We start from the raw sequence: 25,054 nt of genomic DNA, 5'->3' as shown, positions 1-25,054 counted from the left end.
ATATTTGCAATTCAAATTTTGCAAACTTGCGAAACTCCCGATGCGCGCACGCAAACTCTTCATCGGCGGAAAGGTCCGCGCCATTCGCGCCGAGCACGGGCTGACCCAGGCGGCGTTCGCGACGCGGCTCGGGATTTCCACGAGCTATCTGAACCAGATCGAGAACAACCAGCGCCATGTCAGCGCCTCGGTGCTGCTGGCGCTGGCCGAAGCCTTTTCGGTCGACATCACCACGCTCTCGGACCAGGACACCGACCGGCTGCTCGCCGACGTGTCGGAAGCGCTCGCCGATCCGGTCTCGGGCGGGACGCAGCCGTCGCTCGCCGACATCAAGCTCGTGGTGCAGAACGCGCCGTCCTTCGCCCGCGCCTTCCTGTCGCTGCACCAGGCGATGCGGCGCTCGGGCGACCAGCTGGCCGAGCTCGACCAGACGCTGGAGCGGTCGGGCGCGCTGACCGAGCCCACACCCTATGAGGAGGTGCGGGACTTCTTTCACTATGTCGACAACTACATCCACGAACTCGACATTGCCGGCGAAAGGCTGAGTCAGGAGCTGGCCCGCAGCCGCGGCGTCAGCCTCAAGGCGCTGGCCGATCACATCGAGCGCCGCCACCGGGTGCGCGTCGCCATCGGACCAGGCGCGGGGCAGGGCAGCGGCCCGGGTGAGGCGGCGGACTCCGGCGCAGCCGGCCTGCGCCGTTTCGATCCGGTCAGCCGCGTGCTCTGGCTCAACCCGCGCACGCCGGTCGCCACGCAAGCCTTCCAGATCGCCTGCCAGATCGCGCTGATCGAGCATGAGGCGACAATGACGCGGATCATTTCCGAGGCGAAGTTCCGCTCGGCCGACGCCGCCGGCATCTGTCGCATCGGGCTTGCCAATTATTTCGCGGGCGCGACCATTCTCCCCTATGGCGCTTTTTCCGCGGCTGCGCGCGAGCTGCGCCACGACCTGGTGCTCCTGGCCGACCGGTTTTCGACCAGCCTCGAGCAGGTCGCCCACCGGCTCTCGACGCTGCAGCGGCCGGGGCAGAAGGGCGTGCCCTTCTTCTTCGCCCGCGTCGACAAGGCCGGCAACATCACCAAGCGGCATTCGGCCACCAAGCTGCAATTCGCCCGCTTCGGCTCGGCCTGCCCGCTGTGGAACGCCCATGGCGCCTTCGAAACGCCGAACCGGATCATCCGCCAGCTCGCGGAAACCCCCGACGGGGTGCGTTATCTGTGCCTCGCCACGGCGGTCTCCAAGCCCTCCGGCGGCTGGCACGATCCGGTGCAGACCTATGCGCTGGCGCTCGGCTGCGAGGTCGCCCATGCCGGCGAACTGGTCTATGCCGACGATCTCGATATCGCCCGCGCCGAAGCCTTCGAGCCGATCGGTGTGTCCTGCCGGATCTGCGAGCGCCGCGATTGCCACCAGCGCGCGGTGCCGCCGCTCAAGCGCCGGCTGGTGGTCGACCCGAACACCCGCAAGGCGGTGCCCTATGATGTCGAGTGACGGCCGGCGCCTCGGCGTGGCGGGCGGAGGCTTGCCTCCCGTGCTGGCGGCGATGTAGGACAAATCTCCCGTCCATGCGCGCGCAAGCGAAAGGCCAGACCAGTGACCGCCACGATCTACGTTCTCAACGGACCCAATCTCAATCTTCTGGGCAAACGACAGCCGGAGATCTACGGCCATGAAACCATGGCCGATGTGGAGGCCGCCTGCCGCGCCACTGCCGAAGGCCATGGCCTCCAGATCCGATATCTGCAGTCGAACGCCGAGCACCAGCTGATCGACTGGATCCACGAGGCGCGCGAGGACGCCGCGGCGATCGTCATCAATCCCGGCGCCTATACCCATACCTCCATTGCGATCCTCGATGCGCTCAACGCCTTCGAGCGGCCGGTGATGGAAGTCCACATCTCCAATGTGCACAAGCGCGAGGAGTTTCGGCGGCATTCCTATGTGTCGCTCCGCGCCGATGGCGTCATCGCCGGCTGCGGCACGCAGGGCTATCTGCTGGCGATCGAGCGCGTCGCCCGGCTGATTGCCGCTGCCTGAACGTCCGCTGCGGGGTGCTCCGCAGCACCGCCCGCCTGACGCCGCCCTTTCCCTTCGCTTTCCCGGAGCCTCCGCGTGCCTGTTTCGATGATTTCCGCCGCGCTGGTCGCAGCCCTTGTCGGATACGGCTCGACGATCGCGCTGGTGCTCGCGGCCGCCGCCGCGGTGGGGGCCGATGCCGGCCAGACCGCCTCCTGGGTGGCGGCGATCTGCTTTTCCAAGGCAATCGGGTCGGCACTGCTGAGCACCTGGAAGAAGGTGCCGGTGGTGCTCGCCTGGTCGACACCGGGCGCGGCGCTGATCGCGGCCTCCACCGGCATCGACATCCACCAGGCGGTCGGCGCCTTCGTCTTTGCCGGTGCGCTGATCGCCCTCACCGCGGCGATCCGCCCGCTCAACCGTGCGGTCAATGCGATTCCCACCGGCGTCGCCTCGGGCATGCTCGCGGGCGTGCTGCTGCCCTTCAGCATGGCGGTCGCGCGGCATGCGGCCAGCGAGCCGGCGCTGGTGCTGCCATTGATCGCGGTGTTCCTGATCGTGCGGCTGGTCAACCCGTTGATGGCGGTTCTGGCAACGCTGATCGCCGGGCTCGCGATCGCCTTCGGTTTCGCCGGCGTTCCGTTGCCCTCGCTCGATGTCGACTTGATGTCGCTCACCTTCATCCGGCCGGATTTCGATCCCGCCGTGCTTCTGGGGCTTGGCGTGCCGCTCTATCTCGTCACCATGGCGTCGCAGAACCTGCCCGGCTTTGCCGTGATGCGCGCCAACGGCTATGAGCCGCCGGTCACCGAGGCGCTCGGCGTGACCGGCCTGCTCTCCGCATTCTTCGCCCTGTTCGGGGCTCACACCGTCAACATGGCCGCGATCACCGCCGCCATCTGTCTCGGAGACGATGTCCATCGCGACCGGAACCAGCGGTGGAAGGTGGGGGTGATCTACGCGCTGGTCTGGGTCACGCTCGGGCTCAGCGGTCCGGTGATCGTGCCGGCGATCCTGGCCATGCCGCCGGAAATCATCGCCGTCGTCGCCGGTCTCGCGCTGATCCCGCCGCTGATCGGTGCGCTGGTGTCCGCCTTCGACCTGCCGGCGACGCGGTTTGCCGCAGCCGCCACATTTGCCGTGACCGCGTCCGGCGTGGCCGCCTTCGGCATCGGCGCGGCCTTCTGGGGATTGCTCGCGGGTCTGCTGGTGCATCTTTCGGATCACCTCAAGCCGCGCTGACCGGACCCGCGGCGCGCAGCGGTTCATTTGCGGCGATTTGACACGGGTCAAGGGCCGTGGAACTGGTTCGCTGTCTAATTTCCGCCAGATCAACCGGGAGCAGGGCATGACAGAAACCGAGAAGCAGCCGGATGCCAGCCCCGTCGAGGGGGCCGCGACCGATCCGTTGAGGAAACCTGCGGCGCTGCCGGACGGGAGCGAAAGTCCCGCTGCGGCGGCTGCGGGTCCCGCTGATGCGGCGCCGGCCGTGGCGGTGGAGCCGACCGGAAAATTGCCCGCGGATCAGGATGGAACGGCCGGGTCGGAGATGGCGGCACCGGCGCGCCTGAACGCCGCCGAGATCCGCAAGGACGACGCGGCCATCGCGCAGCTGTTCGAGCAGGGCGTCTATCCCTACAAGACGCGCATGCGCCGCAGCGCCTACGAGCACGAGAAGGCGCTGTTGCAGGTCGAGCTTCTCAAGGCCCAGCGCTGGATCGAGGAGACCGGCCAGAAGGTGATCATGCTGTTCGAGGGGCGCGACGCGGCCGGCAAGGGCGGCACCATCAAGCGCTTCATGGAACATCTCAATCCGCGCATGGCGCGCGTGGTGGCGCTGTCCAAGCCCACCGACCGCGAACGCAGCCAATGGTATTTCCAGCGCTATATCGAGCATCTGCCGGCGGCGGGTGAAATGGTGCTGTTCGACCGGTCCTGGTACAACCGGGCCGGCGTCGAGCGCGTCATGGGATTCTGCACGCCATCGGAATATCTCGAATTCATGCGCGAAGCGCCGGAGATCGAGCGCATGCTCACCCGCTCCGGCATCCTCCTGTTCAAATACTGGTTCTCCGTCACCCAGGGCGAACAGCTCCGCCGCTTCGGGGAGCGCGAGAAGGACCCGCTCAAGCAGTGGAAGCTGTCGCCGATCGACAAGGCCTCGCTCGACAAGTGGGACGACTACACCGAGGCCAAGGAGGCGATGTTCTTCTACACCGATACCGCCGACGCGCCGTGGACCATCGTCAAGTCCGATTGCAAGAAGCGCGCGCGCATCAACTGCATGAAGCATTTTCTCTCGAGCCTGCCCTATCCCAACAAGGATCACACCATCGTCCACCACCCGGACCGGCTGATCGTGGGCACCACCAGCCACGTGATCGGCACGGCCGACCATATTCTCGGCAAGACCTTGCATCCCGACACCCGCAAGCCCAAAAAGCAGGCGACATAGCGGAAGCTGCCCGGCGGATTTCTCCGCCGGGAGCGAAGCGGAGGAGGCGGGCCGTGCGGCGCAGGAGGGCCGCTGGCGCGGCAATACATGATGCGCCTTGAATATGGAGCCTCGCTTATATATATGGGCAGAGGCTGGCAGTGGCGCCTTGCATTGCAGGGCGTGTCGCGGCTGGATGAGGGAGAGCATATGGAAACGAGTTTCACGCCCGTGATGTCGTTTGCGGGCGGTGTCCTGATCGGCCTGGCGGCGGTGCTGCTGATGGCGGTCAACGGACGTATCGCCGGCATGACAGGCATCCTCGCCGGGATCATTCCGCCGCTGTCGAGCGACTGGGCATGGCGCCTTGCCTTCCTTGCGGGAGCTGCGGTGGCGCCGGTCGTGATGATCGCCGCGGGCGGCGTGATCGATTATGCCGTGCCGGTTTCGCTTCCCGTCCTGGCCATTGGCGGGCTGATCGTCGGCATCGGTGTCTATTTCGGCGCCGGCTGCACCTCCGGCCACGGCGTGTGCGGCATCGCCCGGCTGTCGCCCCGCTCGATCGCGGCCACGCTCACCTTCATGCTGACGGCCGGGCTGACGGTCTATGCCGTGCGTCATCTCGCGGGCGGCGCGGCATGAAGAGGATCGTCGTCTCCGGCCTGATCGGCGCGCTGTTCGGGCTCGGCATCGCCATTTCAGGCATGGCCAACCCGGCCAAGGTGCTCAATTTCTTCGACGTCGCGGGCCAGTGGGATCCAAGCCTTCTGCTGGTCATGGGCGGCGCGCTGGCGACCACGGCGTTCGGCTATCGCCTGGTCTTTGCCAGCCGCTCCCGGCCGCTGCTCGACGCGCGTTTTCACCTGCCCTCCAACCGGCAGATCGACGGCCGCCTGATCGGCGGTGCGGCCCTGTTCGGGATCGGCTGGGGCCTGTCCGGCTTCTGCCCCGGGGCGGCAATCCCCGCCATCGGCTTCGGCGGTGTGCCGGTCCTCGTCTTCATCGGTGCGATGATGGCGGGCATCGCGCTCGCCCGGTCGCTCGACGGCCTGAGCCGAAAACAGCTAAAAGCGTTCTGACACCGGCACGCATCCGGAATACTGCCGCGCCTTGCCAAGGCGGCGTCCATGACGAAGCAAGAAGGAGACACAGCATGTCGAACTACCCGGTGGACCTTTCGGTCAAACCCGCTGTGAAGGCGTTCTTCGATCCAGACACCAACACCATCAGCTATGTGGTCCGGGACCCGGCCTCGGATGCCTGCGCGGTCGTCGATTCGGTCATGGACATCGACTACGCCGCCGGCCGCATCACCTATGGCCATGCCGACGAGATCATCGCCTATATCCAGGCCGAGGGCCTGAAGCTCGAATGGATCATCGAGACCCATGTCCATGCCGATCATCTGTCAGCCGCGCCTTACATTCAGGGCAAGCTGGGCGGCAGGATCGGCATCGGCGACAAGATCATGGTGGTGCAGGAGACCTTCGGCAAGGTGTTCAACGAAGGCACCGAGTTCCAGCGCGACGGCTCGCAATTCGATGCCCTGTTCAAGGACGGCGACACCTACATGATCGGCACCATGCAGGCCTTCGCCATCTATACGCCGGGCCATACGCCGGCCTGCATGGTGCATGTGATCGGCGATGCCGCCTTTGTCGGCGACACGCTGTTCATGCCCGACGGTGGTTCCGCGCGCGCCGATTTCCCCGGCGGGGATGCCGGCCAGCTCTATGATTCGATCCAGAAGGTGCTGGCGCTTCCCGACGAGACGCGGCTGTTCATGTGCCACGACTACGGCCCCAATGGCCGCGAGATCCGCTGGGAGACGACGGTCGGCGACGAAAAGGCCCACAACATCCATGTCGGTGGCGGCAAGAGCCGGGAGGAATTCATCCGTTTCCGCACCGAACGCGACGCCCAGCTTGCGATGCCGCGCCTGATCATCCCGTCGCTGCAGGTCAACATGCGCGCGGGCGAGATCCCCACCGACAAGGACGGGCGCGCCATGCTGAAGGTGCCCGTCAACGGTCTCTGACCGGCTTCCAGAAACACATGCCCGCCGGCCGGCCCGCGGATCATGGCTTCCACGTCCTGCCTCGCCGGCGGAGCCATGACCGCCGCACCGCCCCCCGCGCGCCGCGCACAGCAGGACCACACAGATGCCGAACCGTTCAGAGCTTTTTGACCGCCTGGCGCGCGTGATGCCGGTGTTCGACTGGGGCCGCCGCTACGACCGCGCGGCATTCGGCAGCGATCTCGTCGCCGCGGTGATCGTCACCATCATGCTGATCCCGCAATCGCTCGCCTACGCGCTTCTGGCGGGGCTGCCGGCGGAGACCGGCATCTATGCCTCGATCGTGCCGATCGTGCTTTATGCGATCTTCGGCACCAGCCGTGCGCTCGCCGTCGGCCCCGTGGCGGTGGTGTCGCTGATGACGGCGGCGGCGATTGGCAATCTGGCCGAACCGGGCTCGCCCGAACTGCTCGTCGCGGCGATCACGCTTGCCTTCCTGTCGGGCCTGTTCCTGATCGTGCTTGGCGTGCTCAGGCTCGGCTTCCTCGCCAACTTCCTGTCCCATCCGGTGGTGGCGGGTTTCATCACCGCCTCGGGCATCCTGATCGCCATGAGCCAGCTGAGCCATATCCTGGGGATCCGCGCCGGCGGGGCCACGCTGCCCGACCTCGTCTCGTCGCTTTCCACGCACCTGGGCGAGGCGAACCCGGTCACGCTTGCGATCGGCCTGGGCGCCACCGCCTTTCTGGTCTGGGTGCGCAAGGGGCTGATGCCGTTTCTGCTGTCGCTCGGCATGACGCCGCGGCTTGCCGGCGTGCTGGCCAAGGCGGGACCGGTGGGGGCGGTGCTCGTCACCACCTTTGCCGCCTGGGCCTTCGATCTGTCGGGCCGGTTCGGGGTCAAGGTGGTGGGCGAGGTGCCGCAGGGCCTGCCGCCGCTGACCATGCCGTCCTTCTCGCCGAAGCTCTGGAGCGCGCTGGTCGGACCCGCGGTGCTGATCTCCGTCATCGGCTTCGTCGAATCGGTGTCGGTGGCGCAGACGCTGGCCGCGCGCAAGCGCCAGCGGATCGCCCCCGACCGGGAACTGATCGGCCTGGGCGCCGCCAATCTCGGTGCGGCCTTCACCGGCGGCTTTCCGGTCACCGGCGGGTTCTCGCGCTCGGTGGTCAATTTCGACGCCGGCGCGGCAACGCCGGCCGCGGGCGCCTTCACCGCCTTGGGGCTGCTGCTTGCCGCGCTCACGCTCACGCCGCTGATCGAGCACCTGCCAAAGGCGACACTGGCGGCGACCATCGTCGTGGCGGTGCTGTCCCTGGTCGATTTTTCCATCCTCAAGAAGAGCTGGACCTATTCCCGTGCCGATTTCGCCGCCGTCAGCTTGACCATCCTGCTCACCCTGGGCGCGGGCGTCGAAATCGGCGTCACCGCCGGCGTTGTGCTGTCGATCCTGATCCATCTCTACAAGTCGTCGCGTCCGCACATGGCCGTGGTCGGGCGCATGCCCGGCACCGAGCATTTCCGCAATGTCGAGCGTTACAGCGTCGAGACCGATCCGGCGGTGCTGACCGTCCGGGTCGATGAAAGCCTCTATTTCGCCAATGCCCGCTACCTCGAAGACCGCCTCTACGACATGGTCGCCGGGCGTCCCGGCCTCAGGCATGTCGTGCTGATGTGTCCGGCGGTCAACGAGATCGACCTCAGCGCTCTCGAATCGCTGGAGGCGATCAACGAGCGGCTCTCGGCCCTGGGCGTCCGGTTTCACTTGAGCGAGGTGAAGGGTCCCGTTATGGACCGCCTCAAGACCAGCAAGTTTCTGTCGCATCTCAGTGGCAAGGTGTTCCTGAGCCAGCATCAGGCCGCGCTCGAGCTTGCAGGCACCGCATCGTTCACCGGGACACCACCGTCCCACCCGCAGGAAAGGACCGCATCATGACCATCCGCATCGGCGACATAGCGCCCAATTTCAAGGCAGACACCACCGCAGGCCCGATCGACTTTCATGACTGGATCGGCTCGTCCTGGGTGTTCTTCTTCAGCCATCCGGCCGATTTCACCCCGGTCTGCACCACCGAGATGGGCCGCACGGCGCAACTCTCGGACCAGTTCGCCGCCCGCAACGTAAAGCCGCTCGGCCTGTCGACGGATGGCGTCGAGGAGCACATGGCCTGGATCAAGGATGTCAACGACACCCAGAACACCATGCTGACCTTCCCGATCGTGGCCGACAAGGACCTGAAGGTCGCCAATCTCTATGACATGATCCACCCCAATGCCAGCACGACCGCCGCGGTGCGGTCGGTGTTCATCATCGATCCGAACAAGAAGGTCCGCCTCACGCTCACCTACCCGATGAATGTCGGCCGCAATTTCGACGAGATCCTGCGCGTGATCGACGCCCTGCAACTGGCCGACGCCAAGACCGTGGCAACGCCCGCGGACTGGCGTCCCGGCGGCAAGGTGATCATCCCGCCATCGGTCTCGAGCGAAGACGCCAAGGGCCTGTTCCCGCAGGGGTGGGAGGAAATCCGGCCCTATCTGCGCGTGACCAAGATCGACTGACGCGGCTGGAAAGCCCGCTCTCACGTTCCGCCCGGTTCATGCCGGGCGGTTCTGTATGGGGGAGGGCCGCCGGCGGTTAGCCCAGCGGCCGGATCCGCACGGCCAAGAGGTCGATGCCCTTGCCGCCACCCGAGATGTCGGAATTGATGATGAGGTTGCCGCCCTCGTTGGGGGCCAGCGCCCGGTCGTAATCGAGCGTGAACAGCACGTCGGTGGTGTCGTAGCTGACGTCGAAGCGGTGGCGGCCGCATTCGCCCAGCACCGAGAACTGGCATTTCACGTAGATCTGGGTGGTATCGGGCGAGGCGCTGCGCACGGTGAGCGCGAGCATCGACTTGCGCCCGGCCAGCGCCTGCATCACATCCGCGCCGAGCGGGACCAGCACCTCGCCATCGGCGCCGCCATTGCGCGAGACGATGCGCAGCGCGGTACCCTCCGGCTGGTCGACGAGACTGGCTTCGGCGCTGCTGCGCGGCTGCGGCGTGCCATCGCGGCCCGGCGTGAAGACGTTGCTCCAGTCGCCCGAAAACCCGGAGCCGGGATTGAGCTGCCGCGGACCGCCGGCAAAATCGTCGCGGCTGAACGAGGGCGGCGGATTGGGCACCGAGGTGTCGCGTTCGGCCGCGGTCATGAACAGGCCGCTGTCGACCGCCCACCAGATGCCCATGCCCAGGAACGAGACCATCACCGCCGTCGAGAACAGGCCGGCGAAGACGCCACGCGGCTTCTTCCGGTCGCGTCCGCGGCCGGCCTTGGCCGCTTTGGCAGGTTTGGCGGGCTTGGCCGGTTTCGTCGCCCGCACCTGGCCTGCATCGAGCTCCGGGGAGATTTCCGGGCGCCTTTCCGGCTCCCGGCGCTCAGCCGTAAACCCGGGCGCCTTTGCCGGCGGATCGGAGCGGTGCGCGTCCGGGACAAAATCGAGGCTTGCGTCCGGCCCGGCAGCCGCGCGCGGGGAGGCGGGTTGCGCCCCCGGCGCGCCGGAGGGGCCGACGGCGGGGCCGATTTCGGGGGCAGCGGCAGGTCCTGCCGCATGGCTCCAGGATGGCTCTGCCCGCCGATCGCCCATGCCCGGCTCCTGCCGAGTTGTCATCGGACGGCTTGTCGGGGGGCGGCTTGTCATGGGCCGGTCTGCTTCGGGCCAGCCTGTGTCAGGCTGCGGCGCATGGGACCGGGGCGTTTCGGGTTGCGGCGAACGGATCTCCGGGGCCGCAGTGAAGCCCGAAATGGGCGGTTCCGGCCTGGTGATCGCCGGCTCGACCGGCACAGCGGAGACGCCCGGTGCAGCCGTAGACGCCTCGCCGGGCGCAGCCCATTCGGCCTCGATGCTGGCGATCAGCGCTTCCAGACGGTGGCGGTGCTCGTCGATCTGGCCCGGGTCGGTGACGCCCTGGCGCTCGAGGCTGCGGTCGAGCGCGCCGCGCGCCGAATCGTAGATGCGCCTACGCGCCTGCGCGCCGGGAATGCCGGCCTTGTCCAGTGCCCCGCGAATTGCCGCTTCCATGCCGGTCAAATGTCTGTCTCCGTGCCCGCGCGCACCCCGCGCGGCCGTTGCCGGTGCCGCCGGGTCCGGACGGCGGCCTTGCCGCCCGTCCGCCACGATCCGCCGGCTGCGCAGACCGCGAATGTCCTGTGCCTATCCGCTAACCCGGCAAAACTCAAGCATCTACGGCGCCGCGCGCGTGGCTGCGCATCGCCATGCCGGCCGGTGCCACGCCGCTCCCCCCCATGCTGCCAGCCATGTCTGCGCCCATGACGGGGGCCTGTGCCCGCCGCGCAACTTCACGCCCTCGGCCGTTGTCGTCCCGGCGCTTCCCTTCGGGTTCGGACATAGGCCGCGCCGGCCGCGCCGCCGCATGCCGTCCTTTGCTTGCCACGGCGTCCGCGCCGATGGCAGCCTTTTCAGCACCCGCCGGCTCTGCTATGGGGTTTGACGTTTGCGTAAACGTCATTCTGATTTGCGAGGCCCCATGACCCTGCCTGCCATCCTCAAGGACAAGTTCCGTCTGCCCGTCGTGGCCGCGCCGCTGTTCATCATCTCGCATCCGCCGCTGGTGGCGGCCCAGTGCAAGGCCGGGGTGATGGGGTCGTTCCCCGCGCTCAACGCGAGGCCCGAGGCGCAGCTCGACGAGTGGCTCGCCGAAATCACCGAGACGCTCGCCGATCACGACGCGAAGAACCCCGATCGCCCCGCCGCGCCCTTCGCCGTCAACCAGATCGTCCACCGCTCCAACACCCGGCTCGAGCACGACCTGACGATGTGCGTCAAATACAAGGTGCCGGTGGTGATCTCCTCGCTCGGCGCCGTGCCCGAGGTCAATGACGCGATCCATTCCTATGGCGGCATCGTGCTGCACGACATCATCAACAACCGCCATGCCCATTCCGCCATCAACAAGGGCGCCGACGGCCTGATCGCGGTGGCCGCCGGCGCCGGCGGCCATGCCGGTCCGCTCTCGCCCTTTGCGCTGATCCAGGAAATCCGCGAATGGTTCGACGGCCCGCTGCTGCTGTCGGGCTCGATCGCGACCGGCGGAGCCATTCTCGCCGCCCAGGCCATGGGCGCCGACATGGCCTATATCGGTTCGCCCTTCATCGCCACCGACGAGGCCCGTGCGGTCGATGCCTACAAGCAGATGATCGTCGATTCGAGCGCCAAGGACATCGTCTATTCGAACTATTTCACCGGCATCCACGGCAACTACCTCAAGCCCTCGATCGCGGCTGCCGGCATGGACCCGGACAACCTGCCCGTGGCCGACCCAAGCAAGATGAATTTCGACGGCGCTGCCAGCGGCGCCAAGGCCTGGAAGGATATCTGGGGCTGCGGCCAGGGCATCGGGGCGGTCAAGAAGGTCGGCCCGGTGTCCGATCTCATCGACCGGCTGGAGCGCGAATACCGCGACGCCCGCGTCCGGCTGTCGCTGTAGGGCTACGCTGTATCCGGCAATTCCGGGAATCCCGTCCCGGGTGGCATGGGTCGGCACTCGGGTGCGTTGACAAAAAGAACGCCGCGACAGTCTTGCCGGCTTGATCTTGGCGGACAATCACGGTATCTGCCCCCCATTCGCCCACGCGCGCGTTCTCAGGACCCGCGCGTGCCCGGCGCGCCGCTTTAGCTCAGTTGGTAGAGCACATCATTCGTAATGATGGGGTCACGTGTTCGAGTCACGTAAGCGGCACCATTTCTTCTCGTCCAGCTCCCCTTGCGATCGCTCCCCCAGCCCGACACGCGCGGGCTCGATGCCGTGTGCGCAGGTCGTGGACCCGGGATGGCGTGGGTGACTCATTTTTGGGTGCATCGGCGCGCGGATCGCCTCTCTTGTTGATCGGTTCCGGCGGTTGCGCCTATGAGGGATGACTTTCCTGGAGACAGTTGATGGCATCCCCCTGTTGCTGGTCGTGCGCCTGCCGCGTGCAGAGTTCTGCGATGTCCGTGGCCGATCCTGCCCGGGCCTTCGCCTCCGGGCTTGACCGGCGACGCCTTGCAGGCCGGAGCGGTGCCGGCAGGGCGAGGCCAGCGTGAGCCTCGACCGGATCCTCTCCCTGATCTCCGCATCCCTGATCGCCGGCATCCTGCTTGTCGGTGGATTGATGATGCTGGCAAGCGAACGCGCGCTTCTGAGGCAAGCCCAGACCACCCAGATCGAAGACGCCTCCACGGTGCTGTCGACGGTGATGGATCAGGCCGCGACGCTGTCGGCCTCGCATGCCGAAACCATCGCCTCCAATCCCGCGGTTGCGGATCTGCTCGCATCGGGAGACCGCCAGGCCCTTCTCGAACGGATGCTGCCGCTCTACGGCCTTCTTAATGCCTCCGCCGGCATCAATGTGATGCACTTCCACACCGCCGAGATGACCTCGTTCCTGCGGGTGTGGGAACCGGAGAATTTTGGCCAGGACCTGTCGACGTTTCGCCCGATGGTGGTTGCGGTTAACCGCGGCCGGCGAACCCAGAAGGGCCTCGAACTCGGGGTCAAGGGATTGTCGCTGCGCGCGGTGTCGCCGATCGTGACGCCGCAAGGCCTTGCCGGCACGGTGGAGATCGGGGTGGACCTGACCTCGCTGTTGCACCTCGCCAAGGCGGCGACCGGGGCTGATTACGCGCTTTTCCTCGATCCCTCGGTGCGCGTGGGCACAGACGGCAGCAGCCTCGAAGGCAAGGCGGGTCTGGTTCTCGAAACGGCGACGGAGGCCGATTTCTTCACCCGGCTGCAGCAGGCAAGCCCGATCCGGATGTCGCAAGCGCCGCAGCTGAGCCGTTATACCGCCGATGGCGGCAATGTCGCGGTGATGGGCCGACCCTTGCTCGACTATAGCGGCAATCTGATCGGAACGATTGTGATCGCGCGCGACCTGTCGAGCCTTGAAAGCCATCTTTCCCGGGCGCTGGTGACCATTGTGGCTGTCTCCATCTGCGGATTCCTGATCGCCTATCCGGTGTTCATGACCGCGATCCGGGCACTGTTGCTGCGCCCGCTCGCGGAATTGGCGGCCTGTTGCGCCGACGACGCCGACCAGGCTCCCGCGCTGCCGGCCTCAAGCCGGGCGCGGGAATATCTCGAGCTGCGTGCCGGCATCGAGAAACTGCAAACGCAATTGCGGGCCGCGCGCGGCGAAGGGGAGCCCGGGTGATGGGCCGGGTCTGGCTCAGGGCTGTCTGGATCGCATCCCTGCTGCTCGGTCTCTTGTCGGGGGCGCCGGCTGTCGCCGCGGGGGCTGAGCTGCCGCAGTCGATCCCCTTGCCGGTGCGCGTGCATCTGGCCGTGCGCGTCCTCGACGTCTCGGCGGTCGACGAGACCTCCGGCGTCATCTCCGCCGTCGTCGAAATCACCCAGCGCTGGAACGATCCGTCGTTGCGGTTCGACCCGGTGCGGGAAGGCAAGGGCCGCAAGGATTTCGCCGAAGCCGAAGCAGAGCAGAAGCTGCAGGCGATCTGGACCCCTGCCGCGGGCTTCAAGAACCTGATCAACGATGCGCGCGCCGATGCCACCTTCCTGTCGATCTTCGCCAATGGCGACGTCACGCTGATCCGCAGGCTCGACGCCGATTTCCGCACCACCATGGAACTCTCCGCCTTTCCCTTCGACACGCAACGGCTGGTCTTTCCCGTCGCCTCGGAAGCCCACGCCTCCGACGAAGTCATCTTCATCGTCGATGACAGGGACCGCGAACTCTCGTCGCTCGCCCGCAGCCTGACGGAGTCCGACTGGACGCCGCGTCGGCTCGAATTCTCGCTCGAACAGGTCTATGGCTGGAACAGCAAGCCGTTCATGCATGTCAACACCACGGTCGTCCTCAGCCGTGCCTGGCCGCGCTACGTGCTTCGCATCTTCGTTCCCCTGTTTGCGGTGCTGAGCATATCGCTGTTCGTGCTTTGGGCGCCGCGGGGCTTCGTCGGCGACATTCCGGACATCACCTATGCGGCGCTGCTGGCGCTGGCCGCGCTGGGCTTTACCTTCGAGGCGAACTATCCGGGCAGCATGTCGGTGAACTCGCCGGTCGCCTTCATGATCTCGCTGGGCTATCTCTATCTGATCCTCGCCTTGACGGCCGACATGGTGCTGGAGAGCGACCGGTTTCCGGGCAAGGCCGCCTATCCCCATCTGCCGGAGGAAGCCCGCCGCACCATCCGCTATGTCCTGCCGGGCATTTTCCTGGTGGTCAGCGCGGCGACCATCTTTCGGGCGCTGGCGTAACGCTGCGTTATCAGCTTGCGACCCTGTCCGGGGCAATAGCGCCCGCGGCACGGGCCTGCCCGCCGGCATAGCTTTCGGGGTGCAGGCCGCCCCGCGCGCGATCGCAGGCTGCGGCGATCGCCAGAAACTTGCGGGCCTGCCAGGCCGTGTAGTCCCGGATCAGCGCCTGCGAGACGAACAGCTCGCCGCGATTGCCGGACTGGCTCCAGACCAGCAGGCCTTCCGCTCTGGCTCTTGAAAACACCCGCTGCACATGACCGCGCGACAGCGTGTGCCGACGGGAAATCTCGCTGGCGTGCAGCGCCCCCAGGCAGAACGGCCTGTCCTCGCTCGCCGCGCCGGACGGAAGCCGGCAGATCAGGTCGTGCAGAATGTTGCTTCCGGTTTCGGTGCGGACAAACAGGTCGACGCTGGCCGGCGGGTGCACCCAGCCGGGGTCGGACAGGAGGCTGCGCGCCGCAAGCGGCTGCACCATGCCGGTGCGCTGCGGGTCGGCGGCAAGCCATGAGGCGCTGTCACCGCCATCGAGCCGGTCGAGTGCCGACAGATGCGCCGCAAGCCACTGGCCGATCAGCGCCTCGGCCTCGCCGCTCAGGAAGAGCGGCCTCACGCGCCCGTCGCCGTTCCTGCGCTCAGTCACCAGCCCGTAGGCCCGCATTTCCGCCAGATGCGCGATCAGGGTGTTCCGGCTGTACAGGGGACGCTCCGCGAAGAAGCCGACGAGAGAGGTCGCCGTCAGCGGTGGCCGTGCCGGGGCGAGCTTGTGTTCGAAATGCAGCGCGATGATCGTCTGGGTGATCAGCCATTTCTGCATGCTGGCCACGTAACGGACGATCCTGGGCGCCCTGTCATGCATGGCGAGCAGCTTTTCGGCGGCTTCGCGCAGGACGTCGACGAATGCAGGCCCGTCGCACGCCACCAGGCGGTGCGCGCTCGCGCCGGCTTTTGCGGTCTCGGTCTTGTCTGCCGCCATCATGTCGCAAGGTTCCGCCATCCGCTCGTGCGGAGAGGCATGCTGGGGTCTCCACAGTCGAAGGAGCCGTTACCAGACTTCGTCCCCGCCACTCAAGGGGCTTGCCCCGGGCAGGGCTTGGGCTCGATGGCCCGCGTCCCCCAGCTTCCTTCCGGCTCAGGTTCCGGGATGAAAATGCTCGCCTGTCCGGGCATGCGCTGATAGGACTGCGCCCGCATCGAACCGGGAGACTGCGTGCCATGACTCTATCGATCCTTGTTGGTGGCCTGATCGGGGCTGCGGGCGTGGGCCTCTCGGCCTATGGCGCCCATGCGGGCGGCGACACTGTCACGCTCGCGGCCCAGTTCCTGCTGTTCCATGCGCCGCTGTTTGTGGCGCTGGGGCTTGCGGGCACGGCCGGCCGCATGCGCGGCACGGGAGCGGTGCTGGTGGGCCTCGGGCTGATGCTGTTCTGCGGGGACCTGCTCATGCGGCATTTCGCCGACACGCGGCTGTTTCCGATGGCAGCGCCAAGCGGCGGCGTCACCATGATCCTGGGCTGGCTCGTCATCGCGGCCTCCGCCTTCGGCGCCAGAACCCGCTGAGCGGCGCCGTACGGGGCTGGGCTACACCATCCCTTCCCTGACGGATGGCATGAAAAAGGCCGGGACATTTCCATCCCGGCCTCTGTCGTTTTCATCATCCAGCGGTTCCCGCCGAAGCAGGCACTCAGCCGAGCACTTCCTTGACCGAATCCGCCATGGCCGAAACCACCGTGTTGGCTTCTTCGCGGGTGAGGCACAGCGGCGGGGCGAAGCCGATGATATCGCCCTGTGGCATGGCGCGGGCGATCACGCCGCGCTTTAGGAGCGCTGCCGCCAGCGACGGGCCGATCTTCTTGGTCGGGTCGAAGAAGACGCGGTCGTCGCGGTCCTCGACCAGTTCGACCGCGCAGAGCATGCCTTCGCCGCGCACGTCACCGACATGGGCATGACCGCCGACGGCGTCGCGCATCGCCGCATTGAAATAGGCGCCGGTCTCGCCGGCATTGGCGACCAGGTTCAGGCTGTCGATCAGCTTGAGATTGGCCACGCCCGCCGCGGCCCCGATCGGGTGGGCGGAATAGGTCCAGCCATGGCCGATCGCGCCATACTCGTCCGTGCCCTGTTCGAGCACCTTCCAGACCTTGTCCGACAGGATCGAGCCTGACAGCGGCGCATAGGCCGAGGTCAGCCCCTTGGCGATGGTGATGATGTCGGGCTCGATGCCGTAATGGGTCGAGCCCATCATCGTCCCCAGACGCCCGAAGCCGGTGACCACCTCGTCGGCGATCAGCAGGATATCGTGCTTCCTGAGCACGTTCTGGATCGCCGCCCAGTAGCCCTGAGGCGGCGGCACGATGCCGCCGGTGCCGAGCACCGGCTCGCCGATGAAGGCGGCAATGGTGTCCGCACCCTCGCGCTCGATCAGCGCCTCGAGTTCGCTCGCGCAATGGGCGACGAACGCCTCCTCCGACATCGAAAGGTCGGGACGGCGGAAGTAGTAGGGCGCCTCGGTGTGCACGACCTGGCTCAGCGGCAGGTCGAACTTCTTGTGAAACAGCTCAAGCCCTGTGAGCGAACCTGTCATCAGCCCTGAGCCGTGATAGCCGCGCCAGCGCGAGATGATCTTCTTCTTTTCCGGTCGGCCGAGAATGTTGTTGTAGTACCAGACGAGCTTGACGTTGGTCTCGTTGGCGTCCGAGCCCGACAGACCGAAATAAACCCGGCTCATGTTTTCGGGCGCGCGGTCGATCACCATCTTGGCGAGCGTGACCGAGGCTTCGGTGCCGTGGCCGACATAGGAATGGTAATAGGCGAGCTCCTTGGCCTGCGCGGCGATCGCGTCGGCCACTTCCTGGCGGCCATAGCCGATATTGACGCAGTAGAGCCCGGCAAAGGCGTCGAGCAGCCGGTTGCCCTCGCGGTCGGTGATGTGCACGCCCTCGCCGCCGGTGACGATCCGGTTCTTGAGCTCGCCGCGGGCGAACTGGGCGAGATGGGTCGAGGGATGGAAGAAGTGGTCGTGATCCCACTGGTCCAGCTGGTCGTTGCGCAACATATGAGTTTCCTTGTTCGGCGGCTCATCCCCGGGACGCGGCAGACGGAACCGGGGTCGTGCGGTACGCGCTCTCCGAGCGCTCGGCCAACGTGCCAAGGCCCGGGGCGAGCCGGCATCCGGCCGTGACGGACCGGGGCCTCGAGCAGCGCCGCGGGGCGGTCATCAGCGGCGATGCTAGCGGCTCGCAGCCAGAGGATTCCTCTGATCTGTCGACACCTGCCAGACGCTTCCTCCAAATTCGCGGCGCCCCGGCGTCAGTCCGCCCCCGGGGCCAGGCCCATCAGCGTGGCGAGCGGCGGGCTTGCGGAGTGCTTTACCGGCTTGGTGACGATATAGGTAAAGTAGCGCGCCAGCCCGGCGCCGCGGCCCAGCAGGTCGTCGATCAGTCGCTGATAGCTGTCGATGTCGCGGGTGACGACCTGAAGGAGATAGTCAAAGCCGCCGCCGAGCGCCCAGCAGGAGAGAATTTCGTCATAAGCTTCAACGGCTTGCTCGAATGCTTGGAAGGTCGCCGCGCGGTGGTTTTCGAGCTCCGCCATCACGAATACGGTGACCTGCGGGGTGACGGAGCGGAGCTCGATCTCGGCCCTGTAGCCGGAAATGACGCCGGCCTTTTCCAGCCGGCTGAGCCGTTCCCAGCAGGGCGTGGCGCTCAGATTGACCCGCTTGGCGAGCTCGGATTTGGAGATCCGGCCCTCCCGCGACAGGATTGCCAAGATCTTGATATCGCGGTCATCGAGCTTGAGCGGCGCCATGACACCGACTTTTGGGCCAGTGCCGCGGGCTTGTCAATTTCCGGGATTGCGGTCAACAATGCGACATGATCCCTTGGCCCCGAAAATCCCCATACCGGTGTCGTGCCGATCGCAAATCCCTTGTGGAATCAAGGGGTCGAGCCCGTGACGCGGTGGCTTTCGGCATGGCCGGTGACCCGGGATGATGGCCGCCGAACCCCATGTCGACCTGGCGGAAATCGAGCAGGCCCGCGCCGCCATCGCCGACGCCGTACGGCTGACTCCGGTCATGGTCTCGCCGTCGCTGTCCGATCGTCTCGGCATGCCGGTGCATCTCAAGCTTGAGCACGGCCAGATCACCGGCAGCTTCAAACTGCGCGGCGCGACCAATGCGGTGGCCGGTCTCTCGGCGGACGAGAGGCGCTGCGGCGTGGTGGCGGTTTCCACCGGCAATCACGGAAAGGGGCTTGCCCATGCCGCCCGCGCGGCGGGCGTCAGATGCATCATCGCCCTGTCGCGGCTTGTGCCGCAGGCCAAGATCGACGGCATCGCCGCAGAGGGTGCGGAGGTGCGGATCATCGGCCGCTCGCAGGACGAGGCGCAGCTCGAAGCCGCGCGCCTGGTCCGGGAGGAGGGGATGACGATGGTGCCGCCCTTCGACCATCGCGCCGTCATCGCCGGCCAGGGCACGCTGGGGCTTGAGATTCTGGAGCAGGTTCCCGATCTCGCCACCGTCCTGGTGCCGCTGTCGGGCGGCGGCCTGATCTCGGGCGTCGCCGCGGCGCTCAGGGCCCGGCGCCCCGGCGTTCGGATCGTCGGACTGTCCATGGAGCGCGGCGCGGCGATGCACCGGTGCCTTGCCGCCGGCAAGCCGGTGCAGGTGGAAGAACTGGAAACGCTGGCCGATTCGCTTGGCGGCGGCATCGGCCTCGACAACCGCCTGACTTTCGCGATGACCAGGGATCTGGTCGATGACGTCATTCTGGTGAGCGAGGCCGAAATCGCGCGAGCCATCCGCCATCTCTACCGGCAGGAGCGGCAGATCGTCGAAGGAGCGGGCGCTGTCGGCGTCGCGGCGCTGCTCGCGGGCAAGGTCGCGAGCGACGGCCCGGTAGTGGCCATTCTGAGCGGCGGCAATATCGACATGGACCAGCACCTGCGCCTCGTCTCGGGGGACGACCTGACCGGGGAGGCCGCCTGAGATGGCCCGGATCAGGATTCTTACAGAGACGGATTTGCGTGAGGTCGTCACGCTCGATCTCGACGCCATCACCTGCATCGAGCAGGCCTTTGCCGCGCTCGCCACCGGCGATGTGGTGATGCCGCCGGTGCTGTCGATGGCGATCGCGCCGTTCAACGGCGAGGTCGACGTCAAGACCGCCTTCGTGCCGGGCATCGACAGTTTCGCCATCAAGGTTTCGCCGGGCTTCTTCGACAATCCGAAGATCGGACTGCCGAGCACCTCGGGACTGATGGCGGTGTTTTCGGCCAGGACAGGCATGCTCGAAGCCCTGCTGCTCGACAATGGCTATCTCACCGATATCCGCACCGCCGCCGCCGGAGCGGTCGCCGCCAGGCATCTCGCGCGCGCGGATTCAACCCGGGCCTGCATTCTCGGCGCCGGCTGCCAGGCGAAGCTCCATCTCAAGGCGCTGAGCCTAGTGCGGCCGATCGAGACGGCCACCATCTGGGCGCGTGATCCGGGCAGGGCGATGGCGGCCGCCGCGGAGTTGAGCCGGGATCTCGGCATCGAGGTGCGCGCCGCGGGCGATCCCGCAACCGCCGTGTCCGAGGCAGACATCGTCGTCACCACCACGCCCGCGACAGCTCCGGTGTTGCAGGCCGACTGGCTGCGGCCCGGCCAGCACATCACCGCCATGGGCTCCGATCAGGCGCACAAGAACGAGCTCGACCCGGCCTGCTTTGCCCGGGCCGATCCCTATGTGCCCGACCGGCTCACGCAGGCGCAGCTGCTGGGCGAGTTGCGGACCGCGATCGAAGCGGGCGTCGTCGACGCCGAAAAGGAATTTGCCGAACTTGGCGCCATCGTGTCGGGCAGGGCTTCGGGCCGCGCGTCGGAGCGCGCGATCACCCTTGCCGACCTGACCGGCACGGGGGTGCAGGACACCGCAATCGCCACCTTTGCCGCCGGTCGGGCGCATGCCGCGGGAGCGGGCGTCGACCTTTCCACCTGAGACCATCACGGTCGGTCCGACCGCACCAGAAAGGAATGCCCGATGTCCGCGCCCGTACTCCCTTTCAGCCGCGAGGAATATGCCGATCGCCTCGCAAAGACGCGCCGGGCCATGGAGCGCGCCGGGGTCGATGTCATCATCGTCTCCGATCCCTCCAACATGGCCTGGCTCACCGGCTATGACGGCTGGTCGTTCTATGTGCATCAATGCGTGGTGGTGGGGCCGGATGGTGATCCGGTCTGGTTCGGCCGCGGCCAGGACGCCAATGGCGCGCGCCGCACCGCCTATCTCGGCGAAGACGACATCATCGGCTATCCCGACCACTATGTGCAGTCGACCGAACGCCATCCCATGGACTTTCTCGCCGACCGGCTCGCCGCGCGCGGCTGGGACGCGAAGCGCATCGGCGTGGAGATGGACAATTACTGGTTCTCCGCCGCCGCCTTCGCCTCGCTCGTCAAGCACCTGCCGAACGCGCGGTTTTCCGATGTCACGGCGCTCGTCAACTGGCAGCGGGCCGTCAAGTCGCCCCGGGAACTCGATTACATGCGCAAGGCAGCAAGGCTGGTCGAGCGCATGCACCGGACCATCGTCGAAAAATGTGAGGTCGGCTACCGCAAATGCGATCTCGTCGCCGACATCTACGAGGCGGCACTGCGCTACGATGACGGGCTTGGCTTTGGCGGTGACTATCCGGCGATCGTGCCGCTTCTGCCCTCGGGCGCGGATGCCTCTGCGCCGCACCTGACGTGGGACGACCAGCCGATGAAGGAAGGCGAGGGCACCTTTTTCGAGATCGCCGGGGTCTACAGGCGCTACCACTGCCCGCTGTCGCGCACGCTGTTCCTCGGAAAGCCGACAGAGACTTTCCTCGATGCCGAAAAGGCCGTGCTCGAAGGCATGGAGGCGGGGCTTGAGGCGGCAAAAGCCGGGAATGTGTGCGAGGACATAGCCAACGCCTTCTTCAAGGTTCTCAGCAAATACGGGATCACCAAGGACAACCGCACCGGCTATCCGATCGGCATCTCCTATCCGCCCGACTGGGGCGAGCGCACGATGTCGCTCCGGCCCGGCGACAGGACCGTGCTCGAGGAGAACATGACCTTCCACTTCATGACCGGGCTGTGGATGGACGACTGGGGCTTCGAGATCACCGAGAGCATCGTCATCGGTGCGTCCGGGCCGGAATGCCTCGCCAATGTGCCGCGCCGGCTGTTCGTGAAGGATTGAACCCGCCATGCCCGCCAATCCGATTGTCCCCACGATCCCGCTGCATGAAGACGGCGCCCATCACGGATTTCTGAGACTGCCCTACAGCCGTGACGATTCCGCCTGGGGATCGGTGATGATCCCGATCACGGTGATCAGGAACGGCGTGGGGCCGACCGCGCTGCTGACCGGCGCCAATCACGGCGACGAATACGAAGGGCCGATCGCGCTGATGGAACTCGCGGTGACGCTTGCGCCCGAGGAGATCGAGGGCCGCGTCATCATCGTGCCGGCCATGAACTATCCGGCGTTTCGGGCCGGCACCCGCACCTCGCCGATCGACCGGGGCAACATGAACCGCTCGTTTCCCGGTTCGCCGAGCGGCACGGTCACGGAAAAGATCGCCGATTATTTCCAGACGGTGCTGCTGCCGGAGGCGTCGATCGTGCTCGACTTCCATTCGGGCGGCCGGACGCTCGATTTCATCCCCTTCGCCTCGGCCCATGTGCTCGAGAACAAGGAGCAGCAGGCGGCCTGCGTGGCCGCGGTCGAGGCTTTCAACGCGCCCTATTCGATGATCATGCTCGAGATCGACAATGTCGGCATGTACGACACCAGCGTCGAGGACCAGGGCAAGGTGTTCGTCACCACGGAGTTGGGCGGTGGCGGCACCTCGACGGCACGCTCCAACGCCATCGCCAAAAAGGGCGTGCGCAATGTGCTGAAGCATGCCGGTATCCTCAAGGGCGAACTCGAACTCGAGCCTTCGGTGATGCTCGACATGCCGGACGACGACTGCTTCGTCTTCAGCCAGCATGACGGGCTGTTCGAAGCCATGAAAAATCTCGGCGATCCGGTTGAAAAGGACGAGGTGATCGCCCGCGTCTGGCCCGCCGACCGCACCGGCGTGCCGCCGATCGCCTATGTGGCGAACCGCTCCGGCCTGATGGTGTCGCGTCACAGCCCGGGGCTGGTCAAGTCGGGCGACTGCATGGCGGTGGTGGCGGTCAAGATCTGATCCGCACCGGGCTCAGCTGGCGGTGGCGCTGCGGGCGCGGTTCTCGCCGCGGATATTGATCCAGTTGGCGAGAATGATGAGGCCGCCGCCGAGAAGGATGAGCAGATCGGCCTTTTCGCCGAACAGCACCATGCCCACCACCGCGATCACGGGAAGCCGGGTGAAATCGATCGGCATGACGAAGCTTGCCGGCGCCAGCGACAGCGCCGTGGTCAGGCAGTAATGCGCCATCAGGCCGGAGACGCCGATCACGAGCAGCCACGGCGCCGTCGAGAGCGTCGGCCACACGATCGTGCTCTGCAGCGCCAGGCAGACCAGGCCGAACCCCATCTGCAGCCCGGTCAACCAGAACAGGATCGAGACGATGCTCTCGTGACGCGTGAGCGCCTTGGTCATGATGATGGTCCCGGCGAAGAACACCGCCGACAGCGCTGCCGTCATCAAGCCGGGTTCGAGCGCGCCGAAATCCGGGCGCGCGACGACCAAGATGCCGGCGAATCCGAGCGCTGCCGCAACCACCCTGTAGGCCGTCACCCGTTCGCCCAGAAACAGCAGGCTGAGCACGATCACCCAGACCGGGCTCGTGAATTCGAGCGCGAACACCTGCGCGAGCGGGATCGAGGCCAATGCGAAGAACCACAGGTTCTGCCCGGTGAAGTGAAACAGGTTGCGGAAGAAATGCAGCCGGAGCCGTTCGGTACGGATTTCCCACATCCGCCGGTTCGCCGCCGCCAGCGCCAGCACGATGACGAAGCCCGTGAGCGAGCGGAAGGTCATGATCTCGAAAGTCGAGTGCACGCCCGACACGTATCGGCCGGCCACCGCCATGGTCGAAAACGAGGTGATCGATCCGATCATCCAGAGTACGGCAAGTCCGGGCCGGTGGATCTGAGGCATGGTATGGGTCTTTCGGGGAACCGGCACGCCGGAGCGGTGCGGAAAATTGAGAGCCGGCGGAGCAGTCTGAAGACATCCTCGGGTCTCCCGCGACGCCTCCGTCACTCAAGCGGATTCGGGCAGGCAATGCAATTGCCGCCCGCTCCGCGAGACGCGCCGGGGCAGAGGCTGCCGATTGTGCCATGCGCGCCGCCGGGCTATCGTCGCCCGGGACGGAGGAGGAAATCATGCATGTCCTGATCATCGGTGCTGCGGGCATGGTCGGCCGCAAGCTCACGGCCGCGATCGTGCGCGACGGCGCGCTGGGCGCAAAGCCGGTCGACCGGCTCACCCTTGCCGACGCCATTGCCCCGGAAGTCCCCGCGGGCTTTGACGGCGCGGTCGCCGCAGTGGTCGCGGATATTTCCGATCCCGCCACCGCGCCGCGTCTTCTTGCCGGACGGCCCGACGTGATCATCCATCTCGCCGCCGTCGTGTCCGGCGAGGCCGAGCAGGATTTCGACAAGGGCTACCGCATCAATCTCGACGGCAGCCGCTACCTGTTCGACGCTGTCCGGGCGCTTTCCGGCAGCGAGGGCTATTGCCCGCGGCTGGTCTTTGCCTCCTCCATCGCCGTTTTCGGGGTGCCGCTGCCCGACGAGATCGACGACGAGCACCTGACCGCGCCGCTGACCAGTTACGGCACGCAGAAGGCGATTGCCGAACTGCTCTTGCAGGATTACAGCCGCCGCGGCTTTTTCGACGGGCTGGCGATCCGCCTGCCCACCATCTGCATCCGCCCGGGTCTGCCCAACAAGGCGGCCTCGGGCTTTTTCTCTGGCATCCTGCGCGAGCCGCTGGCGGGCAAGCCCGCGCGGCTGCCGGTGCCCGACACCGTGCGCCACTGGCATGCGAGCCCGCGCGCGGCGGTGGGCTTCCTGACCCATGCGGCGACCATGGATACCGCCCCGGTCGGGCCGCGCCGCGTGCTCACCTTGCCGGGGCTGTCGGCCACCGTCGCCGAACAGATCGAGGCCCTGCGCCGCGTCGCCGGGGACAAGGCGGTGGCGCTGATCCGCCCGGAGCCCGATCCCGCCGTGATGGCGATCGTGCAATCCTGGCCGCGCAGCTTTCGCGCCGAGCGCGCCAAGGCGCTCGGCTTTCGCGCCGAAAGCTCGTTTGATGAAATCATCCGCATCCATATCGAGGACGAGATGGGCGGGGCGCTCTGAATGCGTGACCGCGCA

At 66.7% G+C, this 25,054-nt stretch carries 23 protein-coding genes and 1 tRNA gene; 19 read left to right on the top strand and 5 right to left on the bottom strand.

Going from position 1 to position 25,054, the window contains the following annotated elements; all coding sequences use genetic code 11:
- The first annotated feature begins 40 nt into the window (after positions 1-40).
- The 9 genes from AWJ14_RS18435 to AWJ14_RS18395 all read left to right on the top strand — a co-directional run bounded on the left by AWJ14_RS18435 (position 41) and on the right by AWJ14_RS18395 (position 9,027).
- Entirely contained in the window at positions 41-1,492 is a 1,452-nt protein-coding gene (locus AWJ14_RS18435; protein WP_066182819.1) for a helix-turn-helix domain-containing protein, read from the top strand.
- A 102-nt stretch (positions 1,493-1,594) separates the two neighbouring features.
- Positions 1,595-2,038, top strand: a complete 444-nt coding sequence (aroQ, locus tag AWJ14_RS18430) for a type II 3-dehydroquinate dehydratase (protein WP_066182682.1) — start codon at positions 1,595-1,597, stop codon at positions 2,036-2,038.
- Positions 2,039-2,113: 75 nt separating this feature from the next.
- Positions 2,114-3,259, top strand: coding sequence for a benzoate/H(+) symporter BenE family transporter (locus AWJ14_RS18425; protein ID WP_066182674.1), 1,146 nt, complete (start codon positions 2,114-2,116; stop codon positions 3,257-3,259).
- 106 nt (positions 3,260-3,365) lie between these two features.
- Entirely contained in the window at positions 3,366-4,472 is a 1,107-nt protein-coding gene (gene ppk2, locus AWJ14_RS18420) for a polyphosphate kinase 2 (protein WP_245304357.1), read from the top strand.
- Positions 4,473-4,661: 189 nt separating this feature from the next.
- The gene (locus tag AWJ14_RS18415; RefSeq protein ID WP_066182671.1) at positions 4,662-5,093 is read left to right on the top strand and encodes a YeeE/YedE family protein; all 432 of its coding nucleotides are present in this window, start codon (positions 4,662-4,664) and stop codon (positions 5,091-5,093) included.
- Positions 5,090-5,530: a DUF6691 family protein gene (locus AWJ14_RS18410; protein ID WP_066182670.1), complete on the top strand. Its 441-nt coding sequence runs from the start codon at positions 5,090-5,092 to the stop codon at positions 5,528-5,530. Before AWJ14_RS18415 ends, AWJ14_RS18410 begins: the two co-directional genes overlap by 4 nt.
- A gap of 74 nt (positions 5,531-5,604) precedes the next feature.
- Entirely contained in the window at positions 5,605-6,489 is an 885-nt protein-coding gene (locus AWJ14_RS18405) for an MBL fold metallo-hydrolase (protein ID WP_066182664.1), read from the top strand.
- A 124-nt stretch (positions 6,490-6,613) separates the two neighbouring features.
- Entirely contained in the window at positions 6,614-8,401 is a 1,788-nt protein-coding gene (locus AWJ14_RS18400) for a SulP family inorganic anion transporter (RefSeq protein ID WP_066182661.1), read from the top strand.
- On the top strand, positions 8,398-9,027 hold the full coding sequence (locus AWJ14_RS18395; RefSeq protein ID WP_066182659.1) for a peroxiredoxin: 630 nt from the start codon (positions 8,398-8,400) through the stop codon (positions 9,025-9,027). Before AWJ14_RS18400 ends, AWJ14_RS18395 begins: the two co-directional genes overlap by 4 nt.
- Positions 9,028-9,103: 76 nt before the next feature.
- Here AWJ14_RS18395 and AWJ14_RS18390 read toward each other — a convergent pair whose 3' ends face one another.
- Entirely contained in the window at positions 9,104-10,537 is a 1,434-nt protein-coding gene (locus AWJ14_RS18390) for a hypothetical protein (RefSeq protein ID WP_066182657.1), read from the bottom strand.
- A 457-nt stretch (positions 10,538-10,994) separates the two neighbouring features.
- On the opposite strand from AWJ14_RS18390, the gene AWJ14_RS18385 reads away from it, so the two are divergent.
- From AWJ14_RS18385 to AWJ14_RS18370, 4 genes are all read left to right on the top strand, one after another.
- Positions 10,995-11,954 carry an NAD(P)H-dependent flavin oxidoreductase gene (locus tag AWJ14_RS18385; protein ID WP_066182654.1) on the top strand — a complete coding sequence of 320 codons (960 nt, stop codon included), beginning with the start codon at positions 10,995-10,997 and terminating at the stop codon, positions 11,952-11,954.
- 179 nt (positions 11,955-12,133) lie between these two features.
- Positions 12,134-12,209, top strand: a tRNA-Thr gene (locus AWJ14_RS18380).
- A 337-nt stretch (positions 12,210-12,546) separates the two neighbouring features.
- The gene (locus tag AWJ14_RS18375) at positions 12,547-13,659 is read left to right on the top strand and encodes a cache domain-containing protein (RefSeq protein ID WP_066182651.1); all 1,113 of its coding nucleotides are present in this window, start codon (positions 12,547-12,549) and stop codon (positions 13,657-13,659) included.
- The gene (locus AWJ14_RS18370; RefSeq protein WP_066182648.1) at positions 13,659-14,723 is read left to right on the top strand and encodes a ligand-gated ion channel; all 1,065 of its coding nucleotides are present in this window, start codon (positions 13,659-13,661) and stop codon (positions 14,721-14,723) included. Before AWJ14_RS18375 ends, AWJ14_RS18370 begins: the two co-directional genes overlap by 1 nt.
- A 10-nt stretch (positions 14,724-14,733) precedes the next feature.
- On the opposite strand, the gene AWJ14_RS18365 is transcribed toward AWJ14_RS18370, so the two are convergent.
- Entirely contained in the window at positions 14,734-15,699 is a 966-nt protein-coding gene (locus AWJ14_RS18365; RefSeq protein ID WP_066182645.1) for a hypothetical protein, read from the bottom strand.
- A gap of 236 nt (positions 15,700-15,935) precedes the next feature.
- On the opposite strand from AWJ14_RS18365, the gene AWJ14_RS18360 reads away from it, so the two are divergent.
- Positions 15,936-16,280 carry a DUF423 domain-containing protein gene (locus tag AWJ14_RS18360; RefSeq protein WP_066182642.1) on the top strand — a complete coding sequence of 115 codons (345 nt, stop codon included), beginning with the start codon at positions 15,936-15,938 and terminating at the stop codon, positions 16,278-16,280.
- A 124-nt stretch (positions 16,281-16,404) separates the two neighbouring features.
- On the opposite strand, the gene AWJ14_RS18355 is transcribed toward AWJ14_RS18360, so the two are convergent.
- Positions 16,405-17,775 carry an aspartate aminotransferase family protein gene (locus AWJ14_RS18355; protein WP_066182640.1) on the bottom strand — a complete coding sequence of 457 codons (1,371 nt, stop codon included), beginning with the start codon at positions 17,773-17,775 and terminating at the stop codon, positions 16,405-16,407.
- A gap of 254 nt (positions 17,776-18,029) precedes the next feature.
- A complete protein-coding gene (locus AWJ14_RS18350) occupies positions 18,030-18,530 on the bottom strand; it encodes an Lrp/AsnC family transcriptional regulator (RefSeq protein ID WP_066182637.1) in 501 nt (166 codons plus the stop codon).
- A 181-nt stretch (positions 18,531-18,711) separates the two neighbouring features.
- On the opposite strand from AWJ14_RS18350, the gene eutB reads away from it, so the two are divergent.
- Genes eutB through doeB form a run of 4 tightly spaced genes read left to right on the top strand, consistent with a single transcriptional unit; the run spans position 18,712 to position 22,931 of the window.
- The gene (eutB, locus tag AWJ14_RS18345; protein ID WP_139112693.1) at positions 18,712-19,710 is read left to right on the top strand and encodes a hydroxyectoine utilization dehydratase EutB; all 999 of its coding nucleotides are present in this window, start codon (positions 18,712-18,714) and stop codon (positions 19,708-19,710) included.
- Position 19,711: 1 nt separating this feature from the next.
- Positions 19,712-20,704, top strand: coding sequence for an ectoine utilization protein EutC (gene eutC / locus AWJ14_RS18340; RefSeq protein ID WP_066182634.1), 993 nt, complete (start codon positions 19,712-19,714; stop codon positions 20,702-20,704).
- A 42-nt stretch (positions 20,705-20,746) separates the two neighbouring features.
- Positions 20,747-21,934, top strand: coding sequence for an ectoine hydrolase DoeA (gene doeA, locus AWJ14_RS18335; protein ID WP_066182631.1), 1,188 nt, complete (start codon positions 20,747-20,749; stop codon positions 21,932-21,934).
- A gap of 7 nt (positions 21,935-21,941) precedes the next feature.
- Positions 21,942-22,931: a N(2)-acetyl-L-2,4-diaminobutanoate deacetylase DoeB gene (gene doeB / locus AWJ14_RS18330; protein ID WP_066182628.1), complete on the top strand. Its 990-nt coding sequence runs from the start codon at positions 21,942-21,944 to the stop codon at positions 22,929-22,931.
- Between the two features lie 12 nt (positions 22,932-22,943).
- On the opposite strand, the gene AWJ14_RS18325 is transcribed toward doeB, so the two are convergent.
- Entirely contained in the window at positions 22,944-23,828 is an 885-nt protein-coding gene (locus AWJ14_RS18325) for a DMT family transporter (protein ID WP_066182625.1), read from the bottom strand.
- 227 nt (positions 23,829-24,055) lie between these two features.
- On the opposite strand from AWJ14_RS18325, the gene denD reads away from it, so the two are divergent.
- Positions 24,056-25,039, top strand: a complete 984-nt coding sequence (gene denD, locus AWJ14_RS18320) for a D-erythronate dehydrogenase (RefSeq protein ID WP_066182622.1) — start codon at positions 24,056-24,058, stop codon at positions 25,037-25,039.
- The last annotated feature ends 15 nt before the right edge of the window (positions 25,040-25,054 follow it).

Origin of the sequence: Parahoeflea olei, assembly GCF_001703635.1 — a bacterium.
Lineage (GTDB): Bacteria > Pseudomonadota > Alphaproteobacteria > Rhizobiales > Rhizobiaceae > Hoeflea > Hoeflea olei.
This window is presented reverse-complemented; position numbering and strand designations above follow the sequence as displayed.

What these genes read in the sequence shown, in the direction of transcription:
- AWJ14_RS18435 (WP_066182819.1), top strand. Translation starts at nt 41, where the DNA reads ATGCGCGCACGCAAACTCTTCATCGGCGGAAAGGTCCGCGCCATTCGC.
- ppk2 (WP_245304357.1), top strand. Translation starts at nt 3,366, where the DNA reads ATGACAGAAACCGAGAAGCAGCCGGATGCCAGCCCCGTCGAGGGGGCC.
- AWJ14_RS18415 (WP_066182671.1), top strand. Translation starts at nt 4,662, where the DNA reads ATGGAAACGAGTTTCACGCCCGTGATGTCGTTTGCGGGCGGTGTCCTG.
- AWJ14_RS18410 (WP_066182670.1), top strand. Translation starts at nt 5,090, where the DNA reads ATGAAGAGGATCGTCGTCTCCGGCCTGATCGGCGCGCTGTTCGGGCTC.
- AWJ14_RS18405 (WP_066182664.1), top strand. Translation starts at nt 5,605, where the DNA reads ATGTCGAACTACCCGGTGGACCTTTCGGTCAAACCCGCTGTGAAGGCG.
- AWJ14_RS18400 (WP_066182661.1), top strand. Translation starts at nt 6,614, where the DNA reads ATGCCGAACCGTTCAGAGCTTTTTGACCGCCTGGCGCGCGTGATGCCG.
- AWJ14_RS18395 (WP_066182659.1), top strand. Translation starts at nt 8,398, where the DNA reads ATGACCATCCGCATCGGCGACATAGCGCCCAATTTCAAGGCAGACACC.
- AWJ14_RS18385 (WP_066182654.1), top strand. Translation starts at nt 10,995, where the DNA reads ATGACCCTGCCTGCCATCCTCAAGGACAAGTTCCGTCTGCCCGTCGTG.
- AWJ14_RS18370 (WP_066182648.1), top strand. Translation starts at nt 13,659, where the DNA reads ATGGGCCGGGTCTGGCTCAGGGCTGTCTGGATCGCATCCCTGCTGCTC.
- AWJ14_RS18365 (WP_066182645.1), bottom strand. Translation starts at nt 15,699, where the DNA reads ATGATGGCGGCAGACAAGACCGAGACCGCAAAAGCCGGCGCGAGCGCG.
- AWJ14_RS18360 (WP_066182642.1), top strand. Translation starts at nt 15,936, where the DNA reads ATGACTCTATCGATCCTTGTTGGTGGCCTGATCGGGGCTGCGGGCGTG.
- AWJ14_RS18355 (WP_066182640.1), bottom strand. Translation starts at nt 17,775, where the DNA reads ATGTTGCGCAACGACCAGCTGGACCAGTGGGATCACGACCACTTCTTC.
- AWJ14_RS18350 (WP_066182637.1), bottom strand. Translation starts at nt 18,530, where the DNA reads ATGGCGCCGCTCAAGCTCGATGACCGCGATATCAAGATCTTGGCAATC.
- eutB (WP_139112693.1), top strand. Translation starts at nt 18,712, where the DNA reads ATGATGGCCGCCGAACCCCATGTCGACCTGGCGGAAATCGAGCAGGCC.
- eutC (WP_066182634.1), top strand. Translation starts at nt 19,712, where the DNA reads ATGGCCCGGATCAGGATTCTTACAGAGACGGATTTGCGTGAGGTCGTC.
- doeA (WP_066182631.1), top strand. Translation starts at nt 20,747, where the DNA reads ATGTCCGCGCCCGTACTCCCTTTCAGCCGCGAGGAATATGCCGATCGC.
- doeB (WP_066182628.1), top strand. Translation starts at nt 21,942, where the DNA reads ATGCCCGCCAATCCGATTGTCCCCACGATCCCGCTGCATGAAGACGGC.
- AWJ14_RS18325 (WP_066182625.1), bottom strand. Translation starts at nt 23,828, where the DNA reads ATGCCTCAGATCCACCGGCCCGGACTTGCCGTACTCTGGATGATCGGA.
- denD (WP_066182622.1), top strand. Translation starts at nt 24,056, where the DNA reads ATGCATGTCCTGATCATCGGTGCTGCGGGCATGGTCGGCCGCAAGCTC.